At 70.0% G+C, this 24,193-nt stretch carries 22 protein-coding genes; 13 read left to right on the top strand and 9 right to left on the bottom strand.

Annotated elements, in window-relative coordinates; all coding sequences use genetic code 11:
• Positions 1-369: 369 nt before the first annotated feature.
• Genes panB through H9L41_RS20440 form a run of 4 tightly spaced genes read left to right on the top strand, consistent with a single transcriptional unit; the run spans position 370 to position 3,024 of the window.
• Positions 370-1,161 (top strand): 3-methyl-2-oxobutanoate hydroxymethyltransferase, encoded by a 792-nt coding sequence (gene panB / locus H9L41_RS20455; RefSeq protein ID WP_028444843.1) that lies wholly within the window; start codon positions 370-372, stop codon positions 1,159-1,161.
• Positions 1,162-1,163: 2 nt separating this feature from the next.
• On the top strand, positions 1,164-1,706 hold the full coding sequence (locus tag H9L41_RS20450; RefSeq protein WP_028444844.1) for a GNAT family N-acetyltransferase: 543 nt from the start codon (positions 1,164-1,166) through the stop codon (positions 1,704-1,706).
• A gap of 9 nt (positions 1,707-1,715) precedes the next feature.
• Positions 1,716-2,552: a pantoate--beta-alanine ligase gene (gene panC, locus H9L41_RS20445; RefSeq protein ID WP_028444845.1), complete on the top strand. Its 837-nt coding sequence runs from the start codon at positions 1,716-1,718 to the stop codon at positions 2,550-2,552.
• Complete coding sequence (locus H9L41_RS20440; protein WP_051318718.1) at positions 2,545-3,024, top strand: GNAT family N-acetyltransferase; 480 nt, start codon at positions 2,545-2,547, stop codon at positions 3,022-3,024. The genes panC and H9L41_RS20440 overlap by 8 nt, the downstream gene beginning before the upstream one ends.
• Before the next feature lie 62 nt (positions 3,025-3,086).
• Here H9L41_RS20440 and H9L41_RS20435 read toward each other — a convergent pair whose 3' ends face one another.
• Positions 3,087-3,419, bottom strand: coding sequence for a DUF5684 domain-containing protein (locus H9L41_RS20435; RefSeq protein ID WP_028444846.1), 333 nt, complete (start codon positions 3,417-3,419; stop codon positions 3,087-3,089).
• Positions 3,420-3,532: 113 nt separating this feature from the next.
• Between H9L41_RS20435 and hemF the strand changes: the two genes are divergently transcribed.
• The 7 genes from hemF to H9L41_RS20400 all read left to right on the top strand — a co-directional run bounded on the left by hemF (position 3,533) and on the right by H9L41_RS20400 (position 13,600).
• Positions 3,533-4,570, top strand: coding sequence for an oxygen-dependent coproporphyrinogen-III oxidase (gene hemF, locus H9L41_RS20430; RefSeq protein WP_028444847.1), 1,038 nt, complete (start codon positions 3,533-3,535; stop codon positions 4,568-4,570).
• Between the two features lie 13 nt (positions 4,571-4,583).
• Positions 4,584-5,462, top strand: a complete 879-nt coding sequence (locus H9L41_RS20425; RefSeq protein WP_028444848.1) for an AEC family transporter — start codon at positions 4,584-4,586, stop codon at positions 5,460-5,462.
• 669 nt (positions 5,463-6,131) lie between these two features.
• Positions 6,132-10,586: a glutamate synthase large subunit gene (gene gltB / locus H9L41_RS20420; RefSeq protein ID WP_028444849.1), complete on the top strand. Its 4,455-nt coding sequence runs from the start codon at positions 6,132-6,134 to the stop codon at positions 10,584-10,586.
• Positions 10,587-10,722: 136 nt separating this feature from the next.
• The gene (locus H9L41_RS20415) at positions 10,723-12,138 is read left to right on the top strand and encodes a glutamate synthase small subunit GltD family protein (protein ID WP_028444850.1); all 1,416 of its coding nucleotides are present in this window, start codon (positions 10,723-10,725) and stop codon (positions 12,136-12,138) included.
• 197 nt (positions 12,139-12,335) lie between these two features.
• Positions 12,336-12,899: a DUF5610 domain-containing protein gene (locus tag H9L41_RS20410; RefSeq protein WP_034606069.1), complete on the top strand. Its 564-nt coding sequence runs from the start codon at positions 12,336-12,338 to the stop codon at positions 12,897-12,899.
• A gap of 156 nt (positions 12,900-13,055) precedes the next feature.
• Positions 13,056-13,322: a CopG family ribbon-helix-helix protein gene (locus H9L41_RS20405; protein WP_265583858.1), complete on the top strand. Its 267-nt coding sequence runs from the start codon at positions 13,056-13,058 to the stop codon at positions 13,320-13,322.
• Positions 13,310-13,600, top strand: coding sequence for a type II toxin-antitoxin system RelE/ParE family toxin (locus H9L41_RS20400; protein ID WP_028444852.1), 291 nt, complete (start codon positions 13,310-13,312; stop codon positions 13,598-13,600). Before H9L41_RS20405 ends, H9L41_RS20400 begins: the two co-directional genes overlap by 13 nt.
• A 28-nt stretch (positions 13,601-13,628) precedes the next feature.
• Here H9L41_RS20400 and rfbD read toward each other — a convergent pair whose 3' ends face one another.
• From rfbD to H9L41_RS20375, 5 genes are all read right to left on the bottom strand, one after another.
• A complete protein-coding gene (gene rfbD, locus H9L41_RS20395) occupies positions 13,629-14,501 on the bottom strand; it encodes a dTDP-4-dehydrorhamnose reductase (protein WP_034606071.1) in 873 nt (290 codons plus the stop codon).
• A gap of 230 nt (positions 14,502-14,731) precedes the next feature.
• Complete coding sequence (locus tag H9L41_RS20390; protein WP_028444854.1) at positions 14,732-15,121, bottom strand: DUF488 domain-containing protein; 390 nt, start codon at positions 15,119-15,121, stop codon at positions 14,732-14,734.
• 246 nt (positions 15,122-15,367) lie between these two features.
• Positions 15,368-16,840, bottom strand: coding sequence for an exodeoxyribonuclease I (sbcB, locus tag H9L41_RS20385; RefSeq protein WP_028444855.1), 1,473 nt, complete (start codon positions 16,838-16,840; stop codon positions 15,368-15,370).
• Complete coding sequence (locus H9L41_RS20380; RefSeq protein WP_028444856.1) at positions 16,833-18,335, bottom strand: hypothetical protein; 1,503 nt, start codon at positions 18,333-18,335, stop codon at positions 16,833-16,835. The genes sbcB and H9L41_RS20380 overlap by 8 nt, the downstream gene beginning before the upstream one ends.
• Entirely contained in the window at positions 18,332-19,075 is a 744-nt protein-coding gene (locus H9L41_RS20375) for an ABC transporter ATP-binding protein (protein ID WP_028444857.1), read from the bottom strand. Before H9L41_RS20375 ends, H9L41_RS20380 begins: the two co-directional genes overlap by 4 nt.
• Positions 19,076-19,283: 208 nt before the next feature.
• Between H9L41_RS20375 and H9L41_RS20370 the strand changes: the two genes are divergently transcribed.
• Entirely contained in the window at positions 19,284-19,751 is a 468-nt protein-coding gene (locus H9L41_RS20370; RefSeq protein WP_157461863.1) for a hypothetical protein, read from the top strand.
• A gap of 188 nt (positions 19,752-19,939) precedes the next feature.
• Positions 19,940-21,046: a serine hydrolase domain-containing protein gene (locus H9L41_RS20365; protein WP_051318719.1), complete on the top strand. Its 1,107-nt coding sequence runs from the start codon at positions 19,940-19,942 to the stop codon at positions 21,044-21,046.
• A 92-nt stretch (positions 21,047-21,138) separates the two neighbouring features.
• Here the strand turns inward: H9L41_RS20365 and H9L41_RS20360 are convergent, their stop codons facing one another.
• The 3 genes from H9L41_RS20360 to H9L41_RS20350 all read right to left on the bottom strand — a co-directional run bounded on the left by H9L41_RS20360 (position 21,139) and on the right by H9L41_RS20350 (position 24,102).
• Positions 21,139-22,017: a dienelactone hydrolase family protein gene (locus H9L41_RS20360; protein ID WP_051318720.1), complete on the bottom strand. Its 879-nt coding sequence runs from the start codon at positions 22,015-22,017 to the stop codon at positions 21,139-21,141.
• A gap of 211 nt (positions 22,018-22,228) precedes the next feature.
• Complete coding sequence (locus tag H9L41_RS20355; RefSeq protein ID WP_028444860.1) at positions 22,229-23,149, bottom strand: DMT family transporter; 921 nt, start codon at positions 23,147-23,149, stop codon at positions 22,229-22,231.
• Positions 23,146-24,102, bottom strand: coding sequence for a histone deacetylase family protein (locus H9L41_RS20350; RefSeq protein ID WP_051318721.1), 957 nt, complete (start codon positions 24,100-24,102; stop codon positions 23,146-23,148). Before H9L41_RS20350 ends, H9L41_RS20355 begins: the two co-directional genes overlap by 4 nt.
• Positions 24,103-24,193 lie beyond the last annotated feature (91 nt).

Raw genomic sequence — 24,193 nt, 5'->3', positions numbered from 1 at the left:
CACATGTAGGAGCGGCTTCAGCCGCGAATGGCCGAGCTGTCGCTGCCGACGATTCGCGGCTGAAGCTGCTTCTGCCGATTGGTCTACCCATCTACCGAGTGGTGATGCGCCGTAGCTTGGCCCGAGCGCAGCGAAGCCCGACGGACGCGCCTCCCCGGTTGAGCGCGGCGCCGGGTTTGGGCTATCGTTGCGCCGCGTCGGAGCGGCAGTGGTCCGCCGGCTGCCGGTACGGTTGATCCCGTGCGCGGATGCGCGCATCCTTCGCCCACTTCCCACAACAAAGCAAGCGCTCGACTTGTTCCTTCCGAGGCCGTGCCGGTGCGATCCGCCGCTGGCCGCCGGCAGGCGCAGGCAGAACGGACCCCCGCCATGAAAATCACTGTCTCCACCCTCCAGAAGCTCAAGCAGGACGGCCAGAAGATCGCCATGCTGACCTGCTACGACGCGAGCTTCGCCAGCCTGATGGCCGATGCCGGCGTGGACGTCCTGCTGGTCGGCGATTCGGCCGGCATGGTCATCCAGGGCGAGAGCTCGACGCTGCCGGTCACGCTCGACCAGATGGTCTACCACACCCGCTGCGTGGCGCGGCAGGCCAAGCAGGCCATGGTGCTGGCCGACCTGCCGTTCGGCGCCTACCAGCAGAGCCCGCAGCAGGCCTTCGAGGCCTCGGCCCGGCTGATGGCGGCCGGCGCCGAGATGGTCAAGCTCGAGGGCGGCGCCTTCATGGCCGACACGGTGTCCTTCCTGGTCGAGCGCGGCATCCCGGTGTGCGCCCATATCGGCCTCACGCCGCAGTCGGTGCACGTGTTCGGCGGCTTCAAGGTGCAGGGCAAGAGCGAGGACGGCGCCGACAAGCTGCGTCGCGACGCGCTCGCGCTCGAGGCCGCCGGCGCCGCGCTGGTGCTGATGGAGATGGTGCCGGCCACGCTGGCGCGCGACATCACCGAGAGTCTCACGGTGCCGACCATCGGCATCGGCGCCGGCCTCGACGTCGACGGCCAGGTGCTGGTGGTGTACGACATGCTCGGCGTCTACCCGGGCAAGAAGGCGCGCTTCGTGAAGAACTTCATGCAGGGCGCAGCCAGCATCCAGGGCGCGATCGAGAGCTATGTGCAGGCGGTCAAGGCGCGCAGCTTCCCGACGCCCGAGCACAGCTTCTGAGCATGCTGCCGCTGTTCACCGAACGCCTGGCGCTGCGCGACTTCGTCGCCGCCGACGCGGCAGCCTACGCGGCGCTGCGCCAGGGCGCGGAGTTCGGCCGGCTCTACCCGGCCGAGGAGACCCGCGAAGCGTTCAGCCACCGGCTGCTCGCGCTGTTCGTCGAGCAGCAGGCGGCCGTGCCGCGCTGCCACTGGCAACTGGCCGTCACGCGGCGCGACGACGGCACGCTGCTCGGCTCCTGCGGCATCCGTACGGTCGAGCCGGGCCGCATGTCGTTCGGCTGCGAGCTGGGCGAGGCCTGGTGGGGCCACGGCTATGCCGCCGAAGCTGCGCAGGCGCTGTTCGATTTTGCCGCCCGTCTCGGCTGCCGCGAGCTGGTGGCCGATACCCTGGCCGCCAACCGCGCCGCCATCGCCCTGGCGCAGCGGCTCGGCTTTACCATTGCGGACGAGGCCGGCGAGCCGCGCGAATTCGCCGGCCGGCGCCACGCCGCGCTCAGGTTGCGCATGCCGCTGCCCGCGCCCGTCCCGCATCCGACCCGATAGGATTCCGCCATGCACATCTTCAATACCGTCGCCGAGCTGCGCGCCTGGCGCAAGACGGCCGGCTTCGTCGCCTTCGTCCCGACCATGGGCAACCTGCACGAGGGCCATATCTCGCTGTGCCGCGCCGCCAAGGCGCGCGGCGGCAAGGTGGTGGTGTCGATCTTCGTCAACCCGCTGCAGTTCGGCCAGGGCGAGGATTTCAATACCTATCCGCGCACCTTCGAGGCCGATTGCGACAAGCTGGTCGCCGCCGGCGTCGACGCGCTGTTCCACCCGACCGTCGACCAGCTCTACCCGCGCGTCGAGCAGCAGTACAAGGTCGAGCCGCCGGCGATCCAGAACGAGCTGTGCGGCCAGTTCCGGCCCGGCCACTTCCGCGGCGTGGCCACGGTGGTGACCAAGCTGTTCAACATCGTCCAGCCCGATGCGGCGATGTTCGGCAAGAAGGACTACCAGCAGCTCAAGGTGATCGAGGGCATGGTGGCTGACCTCGACATGCCGATCGAGATCGTGCCGGTCGACACCGGCCGTGCCGACGACGGCCTGGCGCTGTCCTCGCGCAACGGCTACCTGACGGCGGAGGAGCGCGCCGAGGCGCCGCGGCTGTACCGCAACCTGAACGCGATCAAGGCCGCGCTCGAAGGCGGCGAGACCGATTTCGTCAAGCTGACCGAGACCGCGCGGGCCGACCTGGAGAACCATGGCTGGCGCGTCGACTACGTCGAGATCCGCGACCAGGACCGGCTCGAGCATGCGCGCGCCGGCGATCGCCGCATGGTGGTGCTGGCCGCGGCGCGGCTGGGCAAGCCGCGGCTGATCGACAACCTCGAAGTGGATCTTGGCTGAGGCCGGCTGCACGCCGCGGCCGCTCGAGACCGGCGACGGATGGGCGTTCGGCGAGATCGCCGCGCTGTTCGACGCCAGCCGCCGCGCGGCCATGCCCTGGTTGCCGGTGCTGCACGGCCTCGACGACACGGCGGCCTTCTTCGCCGGGCTGGCCGCCAGCCACCAGTTCCGGCTGGCGCGCGACGCGGCCGGCGTGCTGCTGGGCTTCGTCGCCTTCGACGCCGGCTGGATCGACCACCTCTACCTCGCGCCCGCCGCGCGCGGCCAGGGCATCGGCGCTGCGCTGCTGGATTGCGCGCTGGCCGACGGCCGGCCGCGCCAGCTGTGGTGCTTCGCCGGTAACGGGCCGGCGCGGCGTTTCTACGAACGGCAGGGCTTCGCCGCGGTCGAGTGGACCGATGGCCGCGGCAACGAGGAAGGCTGCGCCGACGTGCGCTACCGCCATCCGGGCCGTCGCCTGCCGGCCGGCTGACCCGCGATACGACAAGGCCCGGGCGGCGTCGCCCGGGCCTGTTCGCGTCGGGGCTTTGCGGCTTATTCGCCGGCCGTGCCCTGGTAGCGCGCGTCGCCGAAGCCCAGGATCGGGTAGAAGATGAAGCCCAGCAGCGTCAGGCCGACGCCGAACAGCGCACTCTGGCCGAAGCGCTTGGCGATCTCGATGCCGACGATGAAGGCGATCACGATGTTCACCAGCGGGATCAGGCACAGCACGATCCACCAGATCGGCTTGCCGGCGATCTGCAGCAGCACGATCAGGTTGTAGATCGGGATCAGCGCCGCCCAGCCGGGCTTGCCGGCCTTCTCGAACACTTTCCACAAGCCGGCGATGACGGCGACAATGATCGCCAGTTGAATCAGATTCGACATGACACTCCCCTTGGTCGAACCACCCGGTCGGATGGCGTAATGCTTTATCCATGATGCCGCCGGCATTTTCAATCGCCGCCTCGACCTGCCCGTCCATTTCCTGCGTCCAGTCCATGCATACCGAACCGATCAAAGCCTATTTCCTCGACCTGCAGGCCCGCATCGTGGCCGCCCTCGAGGCCGCCGACGGCGGCCGGTTCCGCCGCGACGAATGGCAGCGGCCGGCCGGCGGCGGCGGCATCACCCGCATCATCGAAGGCGGCGAGCTGCTCGAGCGCGGCGGCGTCGGCTTCAGCCACGTGATGGGCGACCAGCTGCCGCCTTCGGCCAGCGCCCACCGGCCCGAGCTGGCCGGCCGCGCCTGGGAGGCGATGGGCGTGTCGCTGGTGTTCCACCCGCGCAATCCCTACGTGCCGACGGTGCACATGAACGTGCGGATGTTCCGTGCCTTTGTCCGGCCCGATGCAGCATCGAATATTGGCGAAGCCGGCACGCGCCCCTTGCCTGCAGGGGAGGCCCCCTCTTCCCCAACCGGGGAAGAGGGCCGGGGAAGGGGTGAGTCCGCAGGGGAGGTGCCGCGAAGCGGCAGTGACGACGTGGTGTGGTTCGGCGGCGGGATGGACCTGACGCCGTACTACGGCTTCGAGGACGACGCGGTGCATTTCCATCGCGCCTGCAGCGACGCGCTGGCGCCGGCCGGCGCCGACAAGTACCCGCGCTTCAAGCGCTGGTGCGACGAGTATTTCTTCCTCAAGCACCGCAACGAGCCGCGCGGCGTCGGCGGCATCTTCTTCGACGACTTCTGCGAGCTCGGCGCCGAGGACAGCTTCGCCATGGTCCGCGCGGTCGGCGACGCCTTCCTGCCGGCCTACCTGCCCATCGTCGAGCGTCGCCGCGGCATGGCCTACGGCGAGGCGCAGCGCGACTGGCAGGCCTACCGCCGCGGCCGCTACGTCGAATTCAACCTGGTGTGGGACCGCGGCACGCTGTTCGGCCTGCAGTCGGGCGGCCGCACCGAATCGATCCTGATGTCGCTGCCGCCGATCGTGAACTGGCGCTACGACTACCGGCCCGAGCCCGGCAGCGCCGAGGCCGCGCTGCTGAGCGACTTCCTGGTCGGCCGCGACTGGCTCGGCCAGGCCGCCCGATAGCCGGACCCGCCCCATGCTGCTGCGCATCCTCGCCATCGTCACGCCGGTGCTGCTGATCGTGCTGATCGGCTACCTGTACGCGCGCCGCCACCGGCCCGACCTCGCCGCGATGAACACGCTGACGGTCGACCTGCTGTCGCCGCTCTTGGTGTTCTCGGCGCTGACCGCGCGCGGCTTCGACCTGCTGGCCAACCGCTGGCTGATCGCCGGCGCCGTGGCGGTGATCCTCGGCTCGGGCCTGATCGGCTGGGCGGTGGCGCGCTGGCGCGGCTGGGATACGCGCACCTTCGTGCCGCCGGTGATGTTCGGCAATACCGGCAACATGGGCCTGCCGCTGGCGGTGCTGGCCTTCGGCCCGGCCGCGCTGCCGCCGGCGGTGGCGCTGTTCGTGGCGACCAACCTGCTGCACTTCACGCTCGGTGCCCGGCTGGTCAATCACTCGGCCTCGCTGCTGGGCGTGCTGAAGAGCCCGATGATCGTCGCCTCGCTGGCCGGCATCGGCTGCAACCTGGCCGGCGTCGCGCTGCCCGAGTGGCTGGCGCTGCCGCTCAAGCTGCTCGGCGACGCGGCGATCCCGCTGATGCTGTTCTCGCTCGGCGCGCGCATGCTCGACGTCAACCTGGCCGGCTGGCGCATCGGCGTGGCCGGCGCGCTGCTGTGCCCGTTGGCCGGCATCGCGCTGGCCTTCGTCGCGGTCGCGGTGCTGCCGCTGGCGCCGAACGAGCGGGCGCAGCTGTTCGTCTACGCCAGCCTGCCGCCGGCGGTGCTCAACTTCCTGATCGCCGAGCGCCACGGCCAGGAGCCCGACAAGGTGGCGTCGATCGTGCTGCTGGGCAATATCGCCAGCCTGGTCTTCGTGCCGATCGGGCTGGCGCTGAGCTTCGGCGCCTAGGAGACGGGCCTTCGTCGCACGTGCTGGCCGGCGATGTTCGTCCGCAGCCGGTGGATGCGTGATGCACCTTGCAGGAGCGGCTTCAGCCGCGAATGGGTCCGGCGCTGCCGCCGCCGATCGCGGCTGAAGCCGCTCCTGCCAAAAGCCGCGGCCGGTTGGGATGCCCGATGGTTCGCGTCGTCGCTTGCCGTCGCCCGGCCGGCCGCTGTGCCGTATGTAGTCGGCCACGTCGCGATTCCGTAATAATCTGTCACCCTGTTGAAAATCTTTGACAGTCATAAGTGATCAAGTCATTGATTTTTAATGGTTCTTGCGCCGCACAAAACGATTGCGTCGCGACGCTTCGCTCCGCTAGAATCGATCAAGCCTGCTGAAAACCCGAGGGTGTGCGCAAACCGCCCCTGAGGGTCAGCAGGCTTTGTTTTCGAAGCGCTTGGACGGCTGTTTCCGCCATCCCTCCCGCAGTTGCCTTCCCGTGTCGCGACACCCGCGCGATACACGCCGCCCCGCACGAGCGACCCTCGCCAGGCCGGCTGCAACGCCCCGCGTGTCCCCACGCCGGCCGGAACCGAGCGCCACTCTCCCCAGAAAAAGGGGCCGCGTCGACATGCCGCCGCCACAAGCGGCCTACACGCCGAACGCCGTCTCGCACGTACACGGGTAATCGCAATGGATGACAGACAGCGCCGCCTCGAAGGCACGCTCTACCGCCCGAGCTTCGAGCAGGATTCCTGCGGCTTCGGGCTGATCGCGAACATGGACGACAAGCCGTCGCACTGGCTCGTCTCGACCGCCATCTCCTCGCTGGCCAACCTGACCCACCGCGGCGCGGTCGCCGCCGACGGCAAGTCGGGCGACGGCTGCGGCCTCCTGTTCCGCAAGCCGGACAGCTTCCTGCGCACCGTCGCCAAGGAAAAAGGCCTGGAGCTGCGCCAGCACTACGCCGCCGGCCTGGTGTTCCACAGCGCCGACCTCGAGCTGGGCAAGCAGTCGCTGGCCGTCCTGAAGGCCCAGCTGGAAGAGCAGGGCCTCGAAGTCGCCGGTTTCCGCACCGTGCCGACCGATACCCGCGCCTGCGGCGAATACGCGCTGAAGACGCTGCCGGCGATCGCGCAGGTCTTCGTCAACTGCCCGCCGAACATGGACGCGGCCAGCTTCGAGCGCCGCCTCTACATCGGCCGCCGGCTGGCCGAGAAGGCCAATGCCGGCGACGCCAGCTTCTACCTGCCGACGCTGTCGGCCCATACGATCTCCTACAAGGGCCTGGTGACGCCGGAAAACCTGCCGGTGTTCTACCCCGACCTGCAGGACGAGCGCTTCGCCGCCTCGCTGGCGGTGTTCCACCAGCGCTTCAGCACCAATACCTGGCCGCAGTGGAAGCTGGCGCAGCCGTTCCGCTACGTCGCCCACAACGGCGAGATCAACACCATCTCGGGCAACCGCTCCTGGGCGCGGGCGCGCGAGGCGATCATGGCCTCGCCGCTGATCCCCGACATGGACGCGATCCGCCCGATCGTGCAGTGCGACGGCTCCGATTCGATGAGCCTCGACAACATGCTCGAAGGCCTCCTGATGGGCGGCATCGACTTCTTCCGCGCGCTGCGCCTGCTGGTGCCGCCGGCCTGGCAGAACGTCGACAGCACCGACAAGGAGCTGCGCGCCTTCTACGAATACAACTCGATGCACATGGAGCCGTGGGACGGCCCGGCCGGCATCGTGCTGACCAACGGCCGCTACGCCGGCTGCATGCTCGACCGCAACGGCCTGCGCCCGGCCCGCTACGTGCTGACGCGCGACCGCCACCTGACCATCTCGTCCGAGATCGGCGTGTGGAACTACAAGCCCGAGGACGTGGTGAAGAAGGGCCGCGTGCGGCCCGGCCAGATCCTGGCGGTCGACCTGCAGTCGGGCCAGCTGCTGCTGCCGCACGAGATCGACATCAAGCTCAAGTCGGCCCACCCGTACCGGCGCTGGATCAAGCAGTACGCCACCCACCTCGAGCTGTCGATGGACGAGGACAGCGGCCGGCCCGAGCTCAGCAAGGAACAGCTGGCGATCTACCAGAAGCACTTCCAGGTCAGCTTCGAAGAGCGCGACGCGGTGATCCGCGTGCTGGCCGAGGACGGCCAGGAAGCGGTCGGCTCGATGGGCGACGACACGCCGATGGCAGTGCTCAGCCGCAAGGTGCGTTCGCCCTACGACTTCCTGCGCCAGCAGTTCGCCCAGGTGACCAACCCGCCGATCGATCCGATCCGCGAGGCGGTGGTGATGTCGCTCAACACCGTGTTCGGCTCGGAGAAGAACATCTTCGAAGAGACCGCCGACCACGCCAAGCGCATCGAGGTGCGCAGCCCGGTGCTGAGCTATTCGAAGTTCCAGATCCTGACCACCCAGGAAGACGCGCAGTTCAGGTCGCAGACTTTCGACATCAGCTACGACCCGGCCGCGACCGACCTCAAGGCCGCGCTGGCCGCGCTGTGCGCCGCGGTGGTCGAGGCCTCGAAGGCCGGCGTCTCGATCGCCGTGCTGAGCGACCGCAACATCGCGCGCGACCGGCTGCCGATCCATGCGCTGTTCGCCACCGGCGCGGTGCATACCGCGCTGGTCAACGCCGGCCTGCGCTGCAAGACCAACCTGCTGGTCGACACCGCCACCGCGCGCGATCCGCACCACTTCGCCTGCCTGATCGGCTACGGCGCCACCGCCGTGCATCCCTACCTCGCCTACGAGGTGATCTCCGACCTGATCGCGGCCGGCATGGTCGACGAGAAGCCGTCGGAAGCGATGAGCAAGTACCGCAAGGGCATCAACAAGGGCCTGCTCAAGGTGCTGTCGAAGATGGGCATCTCGACCGTGGCGTCCTACCGCGGCGCCCAGTTGTTCGAGGCGGTCGGCATCGCTGACGAGGTGGTCGAGACCTGCATGCCGTTCACGGTGAGCCGGATCGGCGGCGCCAACTTCGCCGATTTCGAAGCCGACATGAAGGCGCTGGCCAAGTTCGCCTTCAACCCGATGCGGCCGATCTCGCAGGGCGGCCTGCTCAAGTACGTGTTCGGCGAGGAGTACCACGCCTACAACCCCGACGTGGTGATGCAGCTGCAGAAGGCGGTGCAGAACGGCGATTACGCCGAGTACTGCAAGTACGCCGACCTGGTGAACAGCCGGCCGGTGGCCATGCTGCGCGACCTGATGCGGGTGAAGATCGGCGAAGGCCAGGGCATTCCGCTCGACGAGGTCGAGCCGCTCGACGCGGTGCTCAAGCGCTTCGACTCGGCCGGCATGTCGCTCGGCGCGTTGAGCCCCGAGGCGCACGAGGCGCTGGCCGAGGGCATGAACCGCCTGGGCGGCCGCTCCAACTCGGGCGAAGGCGGCGAGGACCCGGCGCGCTACGGCACGGTGCGGATGTCCAAGATCAAGCAGGTCGCCTCCGGCCGCTTCGGCGTGACGCCGCACTACCTGGTCAACGCCGAGGTGCTGCAGATCAAGGTGGCGCAGGGCGCCAAGCCCGGCGAGGGCGGCCAGCTGCCCGGCGACAAGGTCAGCGGCCTGATCGCGCGGCTGCGCCATGCCAAGGAAGGCATCAGCCTGATCTCGCCGCCGCCGCACCACGACATCTACTCGATCGAGGATCTGGCCCAGCTGATCTTCGACCTCAAGCAGGTCAACCCGCAGGCGCTGGTGTCGGTCAAGCTGGTGGCCGAGCCGGGCGTGGGCACGGTGGCGGCTGGCGTGGCCAAGGCCTATGCCGACCTGATCACCATCTCCGGCTACGACGGCGGCACCGGCGCCTCGCCGCTGACCAGCGTGAAGTACGCCGGCTCGCCGTGGGAGCTGGGCCTGACCGAGGCGCAGCAGGTGCTGCGCGCCAACGGCCTGCGCGGCCGGGTGCGGGTGCAGACCGACGGCGGCCTCAAGACCGGCCTGGATGTGATCAAGGCCGCCATCATGGGCGCCGAGAGCTTCGGCTTCGGCACCGGCCCGATGGTGGCGCTGGGCTGCAAGTTCCTGCGCATCTGCCACCTGAACAACTGCGCGACCGGCGTGGCCACGCAGGAGATCAAGCTGCGCTCGAAGTACTTCACCGGCCTGCCCGAGATGGTGGTGAACTACTTCACCTTCATCGCCCGCGAGACGCGCGAGTGGATGGCCAAGCTCGGCGTGCGCTCGATGGCCGAGCTGATCGGCCGCACCGACCTGCTCGAACTGTTGCAGGGCGAGACCGGCCGCCAGGGCCAGCTCGACCTCGGCGTGCTGCTGAGCCAGGGCGGCATCCCCGAGGACGAGCCGCGCTTCTGCGTGAGCGAGGGCAACCCGAGCTTCGACAAGGGCGAGCTGGCCGAGAAGATGGTCAAGGACGCCGCCGCGGCGATCGCCGCGCGCACGCCGATCACGCTCGAATACGCGGTGCGCAACATCAACCGTTCGATCGGCGCGCGGCTGTCGGGCGAGATCGCCCGCGCCCACGGCGCCGACGGCCTGCCGGCCGGCACGCTGGACGTCCGCCTCAAGGGTTCGGCCGGCCAGAGCTTCGGCGTGTGGAACGCCAAGGGCCTGAACCTGACGCTCGAAGGCGACGCCAACGACTACGTCGGCAAGGGCATGAACGGCGGCCGCCTGGTGGTGTATCCGCCCAAGGGCGTGATGTACCAGCCGCACGAGGGCACCATCATCGGCAACACCTGCCTCTACGGCGCCACCGGCGGCGAGCTGTTCGCCGCGGGCCTGGCCGGCGAGCGCTTCGCGGTGCGCAATTCGGGTGCCACCGCGGTGGTCGAGGGGGTGGGCGACCACGGCTGCGAGTACATGACCGGCGGCTGCGTGATCGTGCTGGGCCAGACCGGCCTCAACTTCGGCGCCGGCATGACCGGCGGCTTCGCCTTCGTCTACGACCGCGACGAGAAATTCGCCTACCGCTACAACAACGAGCTGATCGACATCCACCTGATCAACAGCGAAGCCGTGGGCCAGTACCGCGCCTTCCTGAAGGACAAGATCGAGCAGCACGTGGCGCTCACCGGCTCGGTGATCGGCAGCCAGATCCTGGAAGACTTCGACGACTACGTCGATTACTTCTGGCTGGTGAAGCCGAAGGCGGCGAAGCTCGATAGCCTGCTGAAGGACTAGTGAGGCGTGAGGGGTGAGGAGTGAGGTGGAAAACCCGCTCTTCGATCCCACGCCGATGAGAGATCAAGCTGAAGCGTGAGCGGCGCGGGGTTTTACCCCTCACCCCTCACGCCTAACACCTCGCAAGGAGCCCAGCATGGGCGACGTATTCAAGTTCCTGAACCTGCCGCGCGATCCCGGCCAGAAGTTCGAGTCGGAGTTCCGCCGTAGCCGCTTCATCGAGATCTACGCGCCGCTCGCCAAGAGCGACGCGGCCGACCAGGCCGGCCGCTGCCTCAGTTGCGGCAATCCCTATTGCGAATGGGAATGCCCGGTCCACAACTACATCCCGAACTGGCTCAAGCTGGTGCAGGAAGGCAAGTTGTTCGAGGCGGCCGAGCTGAGCCACAAGACCAACTCGCTGCCCGAGATCTGCGGCCGCGTCTGCCCGCAGGACCGGCTGTGCGAAGGCGCCTGCACGCTGAACCAGGGCGGCTTCGGCGCGGTCACCATCGGCTCGGTCGAGAAGTACATCACCGACGAGGCCTACAAGCAGGGCTGGCGGCCCGATATGTCGAACGTGGTGAAGACCGACAAGAAGGTCGCCGTGATCGGCGCCGGCCCGGCCGGCCTCGCCTGTGCCGACGTGCTGGTGCGTAACGGCGTCAAGCCGGTGGTGTTCGACCGCTACGAGGAGATCGGCGGCCTGCTGACCTTCGGCATCCCCGAGTTCAAGCTCGAGAAGGACATCGTGCGGCGCCGCCGCAGCATCCTCGAGGAAATGGGCGTCGAGTTCCGCCTCAATACCGAGATCGGCCGCGACGTCGAGTTCGAGTCGCTGCTGGCCGACTACGACGCGGTGTTCATGGGCATGGGCGCCTACCAGTACCTCAAGGGCGGCTTCCCCGGCGAGGACCTGCCCGGCGTGATCGAGGCGCTGCCCTTCCTGGTCAACAACATCCGCCACCGCATGGAAACCCTGCCTGAGGGCGAGCCGCACCAGAGCATGGCCGGCAAGCGGGTGGTGGTGCTCGGCGGCGGCGATACCGCGATGGACTGCAACCGCACCAGCATCCGCCAGGGCGCCGACAAGGTGATCTGCGCCTACCGCCGCGACGAGGCCAATATGCCGGGCTCCAAGCGCGAGGTGGCCAATGCCAAGGAGGAGGGCGTCGAGTTCCTGTGGAACCGCCAGCCGGTCGGCATCGCGTCGCTGGCCGGCGGCAAGCTCGGCGTCAAGCTGGTCACCACCCGGCTCGGCGAGCCCGACGCCAAGGGCCGCCGTGCGCCGGTGGTGGTCGAGGGCTCGGAGGAGACGATCGAGTGCGATCACGTGATCGTCGCCTTCGGCTTCCAGGTCCGGCCCGAAGCGTGGTTCGAGGCCAACGCGATCCGCACCGACGAGCGCGGCCGCACGCTGGCGCCGGAGCGGCAGGACTTCAAGCACCAGACCAGCAATCCCAAGGTGTTCGCCGGCGGCGACCAGGTGCGCGGCGCCGACCTGGTGGTGCGCGCGGTGTTCGAAGGCCGCCAGGCGGCCGAGGGCATGCTGGCCTATCTGGGCGTCTGGTAGCCGCGGCCGCGGCGCAAAGGAAAACGGCGCGTCGATCGCGCCGTTTTTTTCGCCTGCCCGCGCCGGGGGAACCGACCGTGCCCGCACCGGCCGTACATCGGAAGACCCTGAGAAAAACTGGAGCGCGCCGCCGCCGGGCCGATAACACGGTTATCCGCCGGCCTGTCCCAGGCCGCCCACTTGCCGGGAGCACGCCCATGACCACCCCGATCTCCGGCGGCAACGCCGCCCAGGCCGCCGCCGCCACTCGTCCTGCCGCCGAATCCGGCTCGCGCGTCGAGTCGAGCCGCAAGCAGCTCAACGTGCAGATCCTGCAGGCCTCGCTGGACGTCTCGATCAGCGCCGGCAGCGATTCGCAGCAACTGCTGTTCCGCAACGCGATCGACAAGCTCAACGAAGCGCTCGGGCCGGAGTTCGGCCCCGACGCGATCCAGGCCGCGGCGAGCCAGGACAACTCGCCGGCCGGCACCGCCGGGCGCATCGTCGCGTTGTCGACCGGCATGTTCGACGCCTACGCGGCCCAGCATCCCGATCTCGAGCCGGCCGAGCAGGCCAAGCGCTTCGCCGAGCTGATCCGCGGCGGCGTCGACAAGGGCTTCGGCGAGGCGCGCGACATCCTCAGCGGCCTCAAGGTGCTCGAAGGCGACATCGCCGGCAATATCGACAAGACCTACGAGCTGGTCCAGCAGGGCATCGACGCCTTCCTGGCCAAGTTCACCACACCTGCGGCACCCGCCGACGGGGGAGCGGCCACCGCCTGAGCGCGGAAGGGCCGGAACGAGGGGCCGCCGTGGGGCGGCCCTTCGTTTGTCTAGTCTGCGGGTCGTCCAACTTGCTGCGCACTGCCTGGCGTGGCAAGGTATTACCTGCAGGTAATACTCTTTAATACCCAGTCGGAGATTGCGATGACTCATCCGGTGGCGATCAAGATCGATCCCGAGACCCGGGAGCGCATCAAGCGTCTGGCGGCTGCGCGCGACCGCACGCCGCACTGGATCATGCGCGAGGCGATCAGCCAGTACGTCGAGCGCGAGGAGAAGCGCGAAGCGTTGCGGCAGGACGGCATCATGGCCTGGAACGCGTACCACGCCAACGGGCTGCATGCCACCGCCGACGAGGCCGATGCCTGGCTCGCCGAGCTGGAAGCCGGCCGCGACGTCGAGCCGCCTGAATGCCACGGCTGATCTGGTCGCCGCAGGCGCTGCACGATGTGCAGCGCCTTTATCGTTTCCTGGCGGCGAACAATGCCGATGCGGCCCGCCGCGCCGTCAAGGCGATCCGCGACGGCGTCAAACTGCTCGCCTCGCAGCCCGGCGTCGGCCGCCCGGCCGAGGAGATGGAACCCGAATACCGCGAGTGGCTGATCGACTTCGGCGACAGCGGCTACATCGCGCTGTACCGCTACGACGGCAAAACCGCGCTGATCCTGGCGGTACGCCATCAGCGCGAAGCCGGCTACTAGCGCCGGCTTGCCGCTGCGGCATCCAGTCTCAGCGTACGTCCTCGAAACACATCCCCAACGCATCCTGCCAGCTCGGCGGCACCAGGCCGAAGGTGTCGCGCAGCTTGTCCAATTGCAGCCGCGAGTTCTTCGGCCGCCGTGCCGGCGTCGGGTAGGCCTCGGTGGCGATCGCGCCGAGCGTGGCCGGCACCTTGTCGCCGCGTGCCGCGGCCAGTGCGAAGATCGCGGCGGCGAAGCCGTGCCAGCTGGTCTCGCCACCGTTCACCAGGTGATAGACGCCGCTGACGCCGGCCCAGTCCGGCCGGCCGGCGACGATGTGAGCGGTCAGATCGGCGATGCTGCGGCACCAGGTCGGCGCGCCGACCTGGTCGGCCACCACGTTCAGCGCCTCGCGCTCGCGGCCGAGCTTGAGCATGGTCAAGAGGAAGTTCTTGCCGCGTGCGCCGTAGACCCAGCTGGTGCGCAGGATCAGGTGGTCGCAGCCGCTGGCGCGGATCGCCTCCTCGCCGGCCAGCTTGCTGGCGCCGTAGACGTTGGGCGGCGCGACCGGGTCGTCCTCGCGCCAGGCCGCCGTGCCTTCGCCCGAATAGACGTAGTCGGTCGAGTAGTGGATCAGCGGGATGCCAAGCCGGCGCGCTTCCTCGGCCAGCACGGCCGGTGCGGAGGCGTTGATCGCGTGGGCGGCGTCGGCTTCGCTCTCGGCCTTGTCGACCGCGGTATAGGCGGCCGGGTTGACGATCAGGGTGGGCTTGAGCGCGCGTACTGCGGCGCGCAACGCATCGGGATCGGCGAGGTCGAGGCCGGCGCGGTCCGGCGCGTGGATGGTGCCGAGGCCTTGCAGGCTGCGCTTGAGTTCGTGGCCGACCTGGCCGTTCACGCCGGTGAGCAGGATGGTGTGCATGGGGACGATGGCCGCGGCGCGGCTTGGATGGGAATGGCGCGATTGTAATCGCAAGCGCGGCCCGGCCTCGGCGGCTTGGCAGGCGCGGCGGGTCGGTTACGTAGGGTGGGCACGTCTTTCGTGCCCACGCGTTGGATATGGCGCGGACACGTTTTCTGCGTTCATCCGATCGCCACCGCGTGGGCACAAGGGCGTGCCCACCCTGCAGTGCGGGGTCGGTTCCACGGCGTTCAGTCGGCCAGCCTCGCGTCGCGCTCGGCCAGCAACTGCCGCAGCACCGAGCGGTGGCAGCGCGCCTCGTCCTCGCAATAGCAGCCGATGGCGAAATCGCTCGTGTGTGACAGCGCCGCCAGCAGGTCGAGCAGGTGGGCGGCCTCGGGCTGCTTCATCTCGGCCTGGAACTTGCGCACGAATTCGGCCCAGTCGCGTTCGTCCTCGGCGGCCTTGGCGAACTTCATCAATTCGAGGCTCGGCGCCAGGTTGGGCAGCCAGGTGTCGTAGTAGTCGCGACTGGCGAATTCGGCCTTGGGCACGCCGCGCGGCGGCCGCCGCACGGTGCCGATGCGCAGGCCTTCGCCGGCGGCGCGCGGGCTGCCGAGGCGGACGATGCGGAGGGTCATGGTCGCGTTCTCCTTGCGAATTGGAGGGCGGTAGGAGCGGCTTCAGCCGCGAATCGTGTCCGTGTCCACTATGGCCATTCGCGGCTGTAGCCGCTCCTGCGTGTTGCATGCGATCGGACGGATTGCTTTCACCATGAGGTGAAAAGCGGCACGTAGGGTGGGCAGCTCGCTGCCCACGCGGTCGTTTCCAGTCCCGCGCCCTTGATTCAGGCGACCTTTCCGCATGGGCACCAATACGTGTCCACCCTAACCCAGCCCGGCCGTCTGCGCCGCGGCGAAGGCCTCGACCTCATCGAGCAGCGCCAGCGCGGCCGCGTCGTCGGCGCGTTCGGCGCGCAGCAGCGTCAGCTGCTCGCGCAGCGCGGCCAGCGACAGGCCGCCGTAGCCGCCGTAGCCGCCGTCGATCAGCCGTTCGGCGCGGTGGGCCTGCCAGCGCGCCCGTTCGTTCGCATCGAGGCTGTCGGGCCAGTTGCGGGCGCGGTAGCGGAACAGCAGTTCGGCCAGCCGGCCATCGTCGAAGGCGGAGGCGCTGCGGGCCAGCTCGAGCGGCGTGGCGGCGCGCAGGCGGTCGAGCCGGCGGCGGTCGGCGTCGCCGACGAAGCCGTCGTAGAGCGCCTCGTCGACATCGCGCGGCACGGCGGCCGCCTCGTCGCGGCGGTAGACCTCGCGCAGCGTGGCGGCCAGCGTCTTGCCGTGCCGCGCCAGCAGCTCGGCCAGCCGCGCCGAGTGGCGCTGCGCCTGCGCCATGTCGAGCTGCAGCTCGGCGGCGCGCGGCTCGCTCAAGGTGCGCAGGTTGGAGACCACCACCGGCGACTTGTTCAGGTGGATGGTCTTGATCGGCAGCCGTGTCTCGCCCTCGGCCAGCGCTTCGCTGCGCACGAACAGCCGCGCGCGGATCCGCTCGGCGTCGAGCTCGAACAGCTCGGCCGGGTCGTATTGCAGGTCCCACACCGCCAGCTCGTTCTTGTTGACCGGGTGCCAGCCGATCGCGGCGACCGGCGCCAGGCAGCCTTGCGCGGCCGGGTACATGCCGGACACGTGCAGGAAGGCATGGCCGTCGAGCGCGCCGATCTCGGCCGCCACCGCGTCCTTCTTGCGCAGGCGGAAGCAGAAGTCGAACAGCCGCGGCTGCAGCCGGCGCAGCAGGCGGGCGAATTCGACCGTGGCCTGCACGTCGCTCAGCGCGTCGTGCGCGGCGGCGTGGGCGAGGCCGTTGGCGGCGGTCAGGTGCTCCAGCTTGAACGAGGGCAGCTCGCTGTCGGCGCGCCGCGGCCAGGCGATGCCGTCGGGCCGGAAGGCGTAGGTGGCGCGCACGCAGTCGAGCAGGTCCCAGCGCGAGCCGCCGTGCTGCCATTCGCGCGCATACGGGTCGTACAGGTTGCGCCAGAACAGGTGGCGGGTCAGCTCGTCGTCGAAGCGCAGCGTGTTGTAGCCGACGCCGCAGGTGCCCGGCGCGGCCAGTTCGGCGTGGATGCGGCCGACGAACTCGGCTTCGCCGACGCCGAGCTCGTCCGCGCGCTGCGGCGTGATGCCGGTGATCAGCACCGACACCGGATCGGGCAGGAAGTCGTCGCTCGGCTTGCAGTGGAACGACACCGGCTCGCCGATCGGATTGAGCTCCAGGTCGGTGCGCAGGCCGGCGAACTGGGCCGGCCGGTCGCGCCGCGGCACCGCGCCGAAGGTCTCGTAGTCGTGCCAGAAGAAGGTCGGCTCAGTCATACAGGTACTCGCGTTCTTCGGTCTTCATCCAGACCAGGAAAGGGAAGAGCAGGGCCAGCGGCAGGCACAGGTAGCCGAAGCCGCTGCCGCCGGCCGCCATCGCCGCGCCGCCCCACAGCGCCGTGTGGACGGCGTCGAGCACGGTCTCGCGGGTGGTGCGGCCGAAGGCCTTTTTCATCAGGCTGCGCGCAACCGGGCGGAAACGCCAGCGCGCCACCAGCGCGCCGGCCAGCGTGGCCATGACCACCAGCGGCGCCAGGATCGCCGCCTGCAGCGGCGCATGCGCCGCGATCACGCCGAGCGGCAGCGGCAGGGTCAGCAGCAGCGGGAACAGCACCGCCGCCACCTGCCAGCGGCGGATGCGCTCGACCTCGACCGGCGCGCCGTACAGCAGCGGCGCCGCCTCGTCGAGCGACATGGCCAGCCAGCACAGATTGGAGGCGGTGCTGGCGTACAGCATGCCGAGCATGAACAGGTGCAGCGATTGCACGCCGTCGCCGCCGCGGCCGCCGACCTGGCCGAACACCATGGCGGCCAGCAGGATGGCCGGCATCGCCAGCATGCTGACCACGCTCGGCTGGCGCAGGATCAGCCGCCATTCCTTGCGCACGATCAGCCAGCCGAGCGAGCGGCCGAAGCGGATCTCGCCGGCCGGGCGGCCGCGCGCCGCCTGGCGGGTCGCGTCGGCCTGGCTGATCTCGACGAAGCGGCGGCGGCCGGCCCACACGGTCAGGCCGAACAGCAGCAGCGCGACGGCGCAGATGGCCAGCACCGGCAGCGGCTCGCCGGCCACCGCGCGGCCGAGCCAGCGCAGCACGCCGCCGGCGCGTTCCATGAAGCTGGCGCCGGCCGGCAGATGCGAGTCCAGCCGGCCCAGCAGCTGGCTGGCGACCATCACCGTCAGGCCGATGCCCATCATCAGCCACTGGCCCACGCTGCGCGCGCGGCGCGGGCCGAGCAGGCGCACCAGCACGAACACCAGCCACAGCGCCGGCGCGGTGGCCAGGAGGCCGACCGACAGCGTGAGCGGATAGAGCAGCAGCGTGTTCCAGTGGCCGAACAGCCAGCCGACGTGGGCGAACGGCAGTGCGATCAAGCCGACCAGCGCGGCCGACGACAGCGCCAGCCCGAGCGCGCGGCTGGCCAGCAGCCAGGCGGTATCGATCGGCGCCGACAGCAGCAGGTCGATGTCGTGCCGCTCGTACAGCACCGACACCGCGCGCTGCATGGCCATGATGGCGGCGGCCAGCAGCATGACCAGCAAGAGGCCGCCGAGCAGCGGCAGCAGCGCCTGCTCGAACTTGGCCGGGTTGGCCGGCTTGGCGCGATCGAGCCAGAACAGCAGCGCCGGCAGCGCATGCAGCAACAGCAGCATCAGCCCGCTCAGGCCGATGCCGAGCCAGCGCGGCATGGCGATGTTCTGGCCGCCGCGCAGCTCGCGCCAGTTGAGCTTCAGCTCCCACCGCAGCAGCCAGGGCAGCGAGCCGGGCTTCATGCGGCGGTCTCGGCGGTCAGCGACAGGAACACGTCCTCGAGGCTGGCGTCGCCGCGGCCGACGCGGGCACGCAGTTGCTCGAGCGTGCCTTCGGCCACCAGCCGGCCGGCGCGGATCACGCCGATCTCCTCGGCCAGCTTCTCGGCCACCTCCAGGATGTGGGTGGTCAGCACCACGGTGCAGCCGGCGCGCACGCGCGCCTGCAGCAGGTCCTTCACCTCGCGCGCGGCCTGCACGTCGAGGCCGGTCAGCGGCTCGTCGAGCAGCAGGAGGCGCGGCTCGTGGATCAGCGCGCCGCACAGCGACAGCTTCTGCTGCATGCCGCGCGAGAAGCCCTCGGCGTATTCGCCGCGATGCTTCCACAGACCGGTCCATTCGAGCAGCTCACGCGCGCGCGTCTCGGCCGTGCGCGCGTCGATGCCCCACAGGCCGGCCACGTATTCGAGGTATTCGAGCGGCCGGAGCTTGCCGTACAGCAGCGGCTCGTCGGGCAGGTAGGCCAGCGGCCGCTTGGCCTCCTCGGGCTCGATGGCCAGGTCGCGGCCGAAGATGCGCACGTTGCCGAAATCGGGCCGGGTCAGGCCGGCGATCATGCGCAGGGTGGTGGTCTTGCCGGCGCCGTTGTGGCCCAGCAGCGCGTAGAAACGGCCGGCGGCGATGGTCAGCGACAGGTCGTCGACGGCGGCGCGGTCGCCGAAGGTCTTGCGGAGATTGAGCAGCGCCAGCGCGGGCTCGGTCATGGCGGGGATTCCCTGGAAAGGCGGTTCGAGGCGGTTCTGGCGGCATTCTGAGAGCCGCGCCCGGCGAGCGCAAATCGCTTGTCGCCGATTCCCGACAAGCTGCTTCAGCATTCGTTCATGTAGCACGCGGTCAACTACGCCCCGTCTCGCGCGTTTTGCGTCTATGTCGCTCGCGTCCGAGCGAGTTTCAATCAATGGAGAGCATTAGATGGACACCCCGTTATTTCGGCCCACCCTGGATCGCAGTCGTCCACACGAGCTGCTGCCGGAAGGCGCCGATCCGTCCCGTTGCGGACAGCTGAAATACCGTTACCTCGATACCCTGGAAACCGTGCTGGTGCCCAACCTCTGGTACAACCAGACGATGGAGATGCGCGCCGACGGCTACGAAGCGCAGGCCGCCGCGATCGACAAGCTGGCCGCCGCGCTGGCCGACCAGCCGGCCCGGCTGATGCTGCCGCAGGAAGCGCGCGACATGCTGGCCCACTATCGCCGCCAGGCCGCCGCTTTCCGCGCCCAGGCAGCCCGCTTCCGCGGCGAGCAGCTGCGCCGCGTCGGCGATTGCGCGCTGGCCGACGCGCGCACCGCGGTGAACGCCGACAGCATGGTCGCCGGCCTGGCCGCACGGGCCGTGCTGGCCGGTGGCCGCAGCATGGCCGGCGCTGCGCGCATCTGATCGCTGCACGCCCATGAACCTGCCGGCGGCCGCGATGGTCGCTGGATAAGGCCGGTCCGGACATGCTTCGGCCGGCGCATCGCCGGCGGCCCGGCCGGGCTTGCCGGCGCGGGAGGCGGCGCGTACCGTGCGCGCTCCGCGACGGCCGGCCCGGTGGCTGGCTGCGCATGCCTCCACGGATTCCTTCCATGCGCCTCCTCCTGTCCCGTTGCCTGGCCCTGCTCGCCGGCGCGGTCCTGTCGTTCTCCCCGCTGGCCGGCGAACTGCCGGCCGCCCGCATCGATGCCTACATGGACGCGCAACTGCAGCAGCGCCGTATCCCCGGTGCCGCGCTGGCCGTGATCGCGCATGGCCGGCCGATGCTGGTCAAGGGCTATGGCCTGGCAAACGTCGAGCACCGGGTGCCGGTCGGCGTCGACACCGTGTTCCAGTCCGGTTCGGTCGGCAAGCAGTTCACCGCCGCCGCCGTCATGCTGCTGGTGCAGGACGGCAAGCTCGGGCTGGACGACCCGGTGCGGCGCTTCTTCCCGGCCGCGCCGCCGGCCTGGCGCCGCGTGACCGTGCGCCACCTGCTGAGCCATACCGCCGGCCTGCCCGACGATTGGCCGGCCGGTTTCGACCTGCGGCGCGACTACGCCGATGCCGAGCTGACCCGCCGCATCCTGGCCATGCCGCTCGACGCCGCGCCCGGTGCGCGCTACCGCTACAGCAATCCCGGCTACGTGCTGCTGGGCATGCTGGTCGGCAAGGCGAGCGGCCGCTTCTACGGCGACCTGCTGCAGGAGCGGCTGTTCGGCCCGCTCGGCATGGCCACCGCCCGGGTGATCGACGAAGCCGACATCGTGCCGGGCCGCGCGGCCGGTTATCGCCTGGACGGCGGCCGGCTGAAGAACCAGGAATGGGTGTCGCCCAGCCTCAACCGCACCGCCGACGGCTCGCTCTACCTGGGCCTGGCCGACTGGATCGCCTGGGATGCCGCGCTCGGCAAGGGCTGGCCGCTGCGGCCGGACAGCCTGGCGCAGCTGTGGCAGCCGATGCGGCTGGCCGACGGCCGTCTCAGCGAATACGGCCTGGGCTGGGAGCTGGACAGCCGCGGCGGCCATCCGCGCGTGTGGCACGACGGCGCCTGGCAGGGCTTCGAGAGCTATCTTTCGCGCCGCCGCGACGGCAGTCTCAGCGTGGTGCTGCTGGTCAACCTGGCCGAGGCCGGCGTGGCCGATATCGCCGAAGGGCTGCTCGACCTGCTGGCCGCCGAGGGCGTGGGCGGGGCGGCGCAGCCGGGGGCCGGCGGCTGAACGGTCGCGGTGCGATGGCTGCGATGCAATGAGAAAAGGCCCGGCGGATGCCGGGCCTTCTTCGTTCGATGCCGCGTTTGCGAGGGCGCGCGTCAGACCCCGTTGCGGCGGAACCACGCCAGCATCCGCTGCCAGCCGTCCAGCGCGGCGTCGCGCCGGTAGCTCGGCCGGTAGTCGGCGTTGAAGGCGTGGCCGACGCCGTGGAACAGCACGATCTCGCTCGGCTTCCCGGCCGCCTTCAGCGCGCTGCGCATCTTCTCCACCGTGTCGTTCGGGATGCCGTTGTCGGCGTCGCCGTAGAGGCCGAGCACCGGCGCCTTCAACTGGTCGACCACGTCGATCGGGTGGCGCGGCGTGGTCGCGCTCGGCTGGCCGACCAGCCGGCCGTACCAGGCCACGCCGGCCTTCACGCGCGGGTTGTGGGCGCTGTAGAGCCAGGTGATGCGGCCGCCCCAGCAGAAGCCGGTGATCGCCAGCCGGTCGCTGTCGCCGCCGTGGGCGCCGGCCCAGGCGGCGGTGCGGTCGAGGTCGTCGAGCACCTGGGCGTCGGGCACCTTGGAGACCACCTTCTCCATGATGTCCTTGATCTCGGCCAGCTTGGACACGTCGCCCTGGCGCGCGTACAGCTCGGTCGCCACCGCCAGGTAGCCCTGCTTGGCCAGCCGGCGGCAGACGTCGCGGATGTGCTCGTGCACGCCGAAGATCTCCTGCACCACCAGCACGATCGGGAACGGGCCCTTGCCGGCCGGCATGGCGCGGTAGGCCGCTACCTCGCCGCCCTCGACCGGGATGCGCACCTCGCCGGCGACCAGGCCGTCGGCATCGGTGACGATCGGTTCGGCCGAGGCATCGGGCAGTACCGCCAGCGCGAAGCCGGCGGCCAGCGACCCGACCACGAATTCGCGCCGGTTGAAGGCGGTGCGCGGAGTGAAGGGGATGGCGTCGGGGTGCAGCGCTTCTTCTTCGGTCATGGTTCTGGCCTCGCGGTGGACGGTTTGCGGGAGCGCGCCGCCTTGCCGGCCGGCACGGATTGGACCTGGGGTGGAGCCGGGTTGATTGCGCCGTGCGCGCTTGGTTCCGCCCGATGCCGTTCCGGCTGCTTGCGCCGGTCATGGGGGCCGCAGGCCGGAATTCGTTCCGACGGCGACGCCGGACAAGATCGCTGCCGGAATGAATTCCGACCTACGGGTTCGCGCCGCGCTGCGCCGGCGCGCCGCGCCCGGACAGCCACAGGCCGGCGAAGATCGCCGCCATGCCGATCGCGTGGAAACCCTCGAAACGCTCGCCGAGGAAGGCGATCGCCAGCAGCGTGCCGAACACCGGCATCAGGTGGATGAAGCCGCCGGCGCGCGCCGGGCCGACCTGCTGCACGCCGTAGTTGTAGAACAGGTAGGCCAGCACCGAGGGGAAGATGCCGACGTAGAGGAAGGTCGCGGCATTGCCCCAGGTCGGCGCCACCGCCGCCGCGCGGCTGGCTTCCCACAGGTAGAACGGCGCGATGCACAGCAGGCCGACCACCACCTGCACCAGCAGCAGGCCGAGCCGGTCGATGCGCGGATCGAGGCCGCGCAGCAGCAGGGTGTAGACCGCCCAGTCGAGCGCGGCCAAGAGCAGCAGCAGGTCACCGTGGTTCAGATCCAGCGCCGCCAGCCGGGCCGGCTCGCCGTGGCTGAACAGCGTGACCACGCCGGCGAAGCTCAGCGCCACGCCGGCCACCTGGCGGCGCGACAGCGGCGCGTGCAGGAAGATCGCGCCCAGCAGCAGGATCAGGATCGGGATGAAGCTGTTGGTCAGCACGCCGTTGGTGGCGCTGGTCAGGTGCAGGCCGGCGTAGGCCAGCGAATTGAAGCCGGCCACGCCGATCGCGCCGAGCAGGGCGATGCGGCGCCACTGCGCCGCCAGCAGCGCGCGGTCGCGCCAGGCCGGCCTGAACGCGAACGGCAGCAGCAGCGCCAGCGCGACCAGCCAGCGGCCGAAGCTCAGCGCCAGCGGCGGGATGGCGGCGTGGGTGGCGCGTGCGATCACGAAATTGCCCGACCAGAACAGGCTGGTCAGCGTGAGCAGCAGGTAGGCCAGCGCGGGCGAGGCGCGCCGCGCGCTCATAGGCCGGCCAGCGTGCGGACGTGGGCCGCCACGCTGCGGCCGAGCGCCGACAGGTCGTAGCCGCCCTCGAGCACCGACACGATGCGCCCGCCGGCGTGCGTCTGCGCCACGTCCATCAGCTGCTGCGTCACCCAGGCGTAGTCGTCCTCGACCAGCGCCAGCGAGGCCATCTCGTCCTCGCGGTGGGCGTCGAAGCCGGCCGAGACGAAGATCATCTCGGGCGCGAAGGCCGCCAGCGCCGGCAGCCAGTCGCGCTCGACCGCGGCGCGGAAGGCGTCGCCGCGGCTGCCGGCCTTGAGCGGCACGTTGTGCATGTTCGGCCCGAGCGCCCGTTCGCCCGAATAGGGGTAGAACGGCGACTGGAAGGTCGACACCATCAGCACGCGCGGGTTGTCGTGGAACAGCTCCTCGGTGCCGTTGCCGTGGTGCACGTCGAAATCGGCCACCGCCACCCGCTGCACGCCGCGCGCCAGCGCATGCGCCACGCCGACGCCGAGGTTGTTGAAGAAGCAGAAGCCCATGGCGCGACGCGATTCGGCATGGTGGCCCGGCGGCCGCACCGCGCAGAAGGCGTTGGCTGCCTCGCCGTCGAGCACCAGGTCGGCCGCCCGCACCACCGCGCCGGCGGCGCGCAGCGCGGCGCGCAGCGTATGCGGGCACAGCGCGGTATCGGGGTCGACGTGGACGATGCCGTGGCTCGGCGAGACCTGCTCGAGCGCCTCGACGTAGCGCGGCGGGTGCACCAGCGCCAGCTGCTCGCGCGTGACCAGCGGCGCTTCGACGTGCAAGAGGTGGTCCCACAGCCCGGCGGCGATCAGCCGGTCCTGGATCGCCGCCAGCCGGTCGGGCGATTCGGGATGATGGGCGCCCATGTCGTGCAGCGCGCAGTCGGCATGGGTCAGGTAGGCGGTGGGGAGGTCGCCCGCGAACTTGCGGGCCAGCCAGTTGAGCAAGATGGGTCTCCCGTGGGCGGCGTCCCGCGCGTGGGGCGGGGCGGCCAGGCAGTTTAATGCGATTTGGGCCGGTGCGGCCCGGTGGTATAAA

It is taken from the genome of Chitinimonas koreensis, assembly GCF_014353015.1.
Taxonomy (GTDB): Bacteria; Pseudomonadota; Gammaproteobacteria; order Burkholderiales; family Chitinimonadaceae; genus Chitinimonas; species Chitinimonas koreensis.
This window is presented reverse-complemented; position numbering and strand designations above follow the sequence as displayed.